The sequence below is a fragment of the Coprococcus sp. ART55/1 genome (assembly GCF_000210595.1).
GTDB classification, from domain to species: Bacteria; Bacillota; Clostridia; order Lachnospirales; family Lachnospiraceae; genus Coprococcus; species Coprococcus aceti.
In genome coordinates, this window is record NC_021018.1 from 26,654 (window position 1) to 30,209 (window position 3,556).

The following is a 3,556-nucleotide window of genomic DNA, read 5'->3' on the forward strand; positions in this document are numbered from 1 at the left end:
TGCTGTTCCAGTTATCTGCATATGTGATTGCATCTGCTACGCCATCCACTGTGTCGTGGTCGGTTATGGCGATCGCTGCAAGATTCCTGTCAATGGCAAGCTGGCACACCTCTGATGGGGTGCAGGAGCCGTCGGAAGCGGTGGTGTGAAGGTGCATATCTATAAATCTCATGTTGAAAACCTCCGTTTTTATTTTTTATATCATGTATCTGAGCAGCGCCTGAAGCGGCGCATGTCTGGGTTGAATGTGCTCTGACAGAAGTATTGTATATCAGATAAATACATATATTCAAGTGAATATGGTTACGGTCAAATGATATAAGCGGACATATGAACCCTGACAACTGTGCCTTGTTAAAAACTTTCTCAATAAGGCGCGCTGTACTTGATAAAGTACACGCAAATGCGACAAAAATTTTCAATAAGCTATGGACTTCATAACTGTTTTGTGAGAAAATACCACTGATGGTTTGAATTAGAGAATTCGGAACCGCTTTTAAGAATTCATATTTTGAAAGGAGTTTCACAATGATTTACACTAAGGAAGTTGAAAACATGTGCCCTGTAGCAAAGGGTGCAAAGCATGAGCCAGCTCCTATCCCAGAAGAAGGAAAGTGGGTTTACTCAAAGGAAATCAAAGACATCTCTGGTTTTACACATGGTGTAGGCTGGTGTGCACCACAGCAGGGTGCCTGCAAGCTTTCACTTAACGTAAAAGAGGGTGTTATCGAGGAGGCTCTTGTCGAGACTATTGGATGTTCAGGTATGACACATTCAGCAGCTATGGCAGCTGAGATTCTTCAGGGTAAGACAATCCTTGAGGCTCTCAACACTGACCTTGTGTGCGATGCTATCAATACAGCAATGAGAGAGTTATTCCTTCAGATCGTATACGGACGTACACAGAGTGCATTCTCAGATGACGGACTTGCAGTTGGTGCCGGACTTGAGGATCTTGGAAAGGGTCTTCGTTCACAGGTTGGTACAATGTATGCAACAAAGGCTAAGGGTGTTCGTTACCTTGAGATGGCAGAGGGCTATGTAACAGGAATAGCACTTGATGCAGATGACGAAGTTATCGGATATCAGTTCGTTTCTCTTGGAAAGATGACTGACTTTATCAAGAAGGGTGATAACCCTAACACAGCTTGGGAGAAGGCTTCAGGTTCATACGGACGTGTTAAGCCAGAGCAGGGCGCTGTTAAGATCATCGATCCACGTAAAGAGTAGTCGGAAATAGAGGAAAGGAGAACGAGACAATGGCATTATTTGAATCATATGAAAGAAGAATAGACCAGATAAACGCTGTACTTAACAGCTATGGAATCAGCTCAATCGAAGAAGCTGAGAAGATCACAAAGGACGCTGGACTTGACGTTTACAATCAGGTAAAGGGTATTCAGCCAATTTGTTTTGAGAATGCTTGCTGGGCATATACAGTAGGTGCAGCAATCGCAATCAAGAAGGGATGTAGAAAGGCAGCAGACGCAGCAGCAGCTATCGGCGAGGGTCTTCAGGCATTCTGTATACCAGGTTCTGTTGCAGATCATCGTAAGGTTGGTCTTGGACATGGTAACCTTGGTAAGATGTTACTTGAGGAGGAGACAGAGTGCTTCTGTTTCTTAGCAGGTCATGAGTCATTTGCAGCAGCTGAGGGTGCTATCGGTATCGCTGAGAAGGCTAACAAGGTTCGTAAAAAACCTCTTAGAGTTATCCTTAACGGTCTTGGTAAGGATGCAGCTCAGATCATCTCAAGAATCAATGGATTTACATATGTTGAGACAAAGTATGACTACAAGAAGGCTGAGCTCAATGTAGTATACGAGAAGGCATATTCAGATGGTATCCGTGCAACAGTTAAGTGCTACGGCGCTGACGATGTTCAGGAAGGTGTTGCTATCATGCACAAGGAGAACGTTGGTGTATCTATCACAGGTAACTCAACAAACCCTACACGTTTCCAGCATCCAGTTGCAGGTACATACAAGAAGGAGTGTATCGAGCAGGGTAAGAAGTACTTCTCAGTAGCATCAGGCGGTGGTACAGGACGTACACTTCACCCAGATAACATGGCAGCAGGTCCTGCTTCATACGGTATGACAGATACTCTCGGACGTATGCACAGTGATGCACAGTTCGCTGGTTCATCATCAGTTCCTGCACACGTAGAGATGATGGGACTTATCGGTATGGGTAACAACCCTATGGTTGGTGCTACAGTTGCTGTAGCTGTTTCTGTTGAGGAAGCTGCTAACGCTGGTAAATTCTAAATAAAAACCTAGTATTTAAACGGTTTAGAGGGCTTTTAGAGAGATCTAAAGGCTCTCTATTTTTTTGATTTTTAAATTCTTTGAAGGTTGAAATCAATTTTGATGAATACAAATTTGGCATGCTTGTATATTATGATGATGACAGCCATACATATGAAATATTGCTTTGATATTCAGCATTAGTTGGAAAACGGGAGTTGCTAAGGAATTTTACAGCAACTCTTTTGTTTTATTTTGTCAAGACTTGTTTTATATTTATTCGGTATTATAATTGCCTTACATATCAAATGGAAGGGGTGATTAAAATGGATAGAACTATAGTAGTAGAATATTTTGATGGCGAGAAGAAAGTAAAAAAGTTATAATTTTAAAATAATCTCGCGAAAAATTGCCTTATACGCGCATTTGTGAAAATCTATTGACTTATGGTTGATTTAGGGCTAAAGTGTGGCTACCAATCGGAAGAAAAAACAGTAGGCAGCAATATAGATTGACACATAAAATATTTGACAGCACATTTAAAAAGATACTTACGCACTCCTGAGAATATAGCGTCGTTGAAAAGCCTCATAAAAACAGATATAATGGGTAGCATAGATAAGAACATTGAACTTGGAAATATAACACTTGAGGATGGGCACAGCTTTATGGCAACTCGGAAAGAGGTTGAATTAATATCCCGATTTCAGAGAAAAGGCCTATATCAATGAATTCTGAGAATTATATATAAGACATTTGAAATAAACAAGGAAGGCATGAGATGGGCATTTATTTTAATCCAAGTAATGACAGTTTTACAAAGGACAAGAATAGTGAATTGTATCTTGATAAGACAGGTCTGCTTGAATATCTGAACAGAGTTATATGTACAAATGCTAATTGTATCAGTGTCAGTCATGCCAGACGATTTGGTAAGTCCCATGTGGCATTTGATCTTGCACTTCAGAATTTTATTTTTGACAAACGTCAAAAATATTGTATAATATACTTAACAAGACAGCCGAGCGATAGATACGTCCTATCCGTCCGGCAAAAACCATTTTAAGATGAAACACCTCATAGCTTAGTCGGCTGAGGTGTTTTTCTTATTTTCTATGATTCAGAATTGTCACAATAAGTATCGCAACGGTTAATATAACCATGAATTCCTCATATGTACTCATAAGGCACCACTCCCTTCCGAGACTCGAACGGATATGGTGTAACACCCCTCGGCTGCCCGGTTAATACATTATTCTATTTTCATACAGAAGTAATTTTGATATATATACATTTTGGAGATTCCT

At 40.6% G+C, this 3,556-nt stretch carries 4 protein-coding genes; 3 read left to right on the forward strand and 1 reads right to left on the reverse strand.

Annotation, left to right across the window (positions count from 1 at the left end; all coding sequences use genetic code 11):
- The coding region (locus CCU_RS14640; RefSeq protein ID WP_208896321.1) for a PHP domain-containing protein at positions 1 to 172 on the reverse strand (172 nt) is incomplete at its 3' end.
- A gap of 356 nt (positions 173 to 528) precedes the next feature.
- Here CCU_RS14640 and CCU_RS00130 point away from each other — a divergent pair.
- The 3 genes from CCU_RS00130 (at position 529) to CCU_RS00140 (ending at position 3,315) form a co-directional block, all read left to right on the forward strand.
- Positions 529 to 1,230, forward strand: a complete 702-nt coding sequence (locus CCU_RS00130; RefSeq protein ID WP_015533109.1) for an iron-sulfur cluster assembly scaffold protein — start codon at positions 529 to 531, stop codon at positions 1,228 to 1,230.
- Positions 1,231 to 1,259: 29 nt separating this feature from the next.
- Positions 1,260 to 2,270, forward strand: coding sequence for a GGGtGRT protein (locus CCU_RS00135; RefSeq protein ID WP_004853826.1), 1,011 nt, complete (start codon positions 1,260 to 1,262; stop codon positions 2,268 to 2,270).
- A 760-nt stretch (positions 2,271 to 3,030) separates the two neighbouring features.
- The gene (locus CCU_RS00140) at positions 3,031 to 3,315 is read left to right on the forward strand and encodes a hypothetical protein (RefSeq protein ID WP_015533110.1); all 285 of its coding nucleotides are present in this window, start codon (positions 3,031 to 3,033) and stop codon (positions 3,313 to 3,315) included.
- Positions 3,316 to 3,556: the final 241 nt, after the last annotated feature.

What these genes read in the sequence shown, in the direction of transcription:
- CCU_RS00130 (WP_015533109.1), top strand. Translation starts at nt 529, where the DNA reads ATGATTTACACTAAGGAAGTTGAAAACATGTGCCCTGTAGCAAAGGGT.
- CCU_RS00135 (WP_004853826.1), top strand. Translation starts at nt 1,260, where the DNA reads ATGGCATTATTTGAATCATATGAAAGAAGAATAGACCAGATAAACGCT.
- CCU_RS00140 (WP_015533110.1), top strand. Translation starts at nt 3,031, where the DNA reads ATGGGCATTTATTTTAATCCAAGTAATGACAGTTTTACAAAGGACAAG.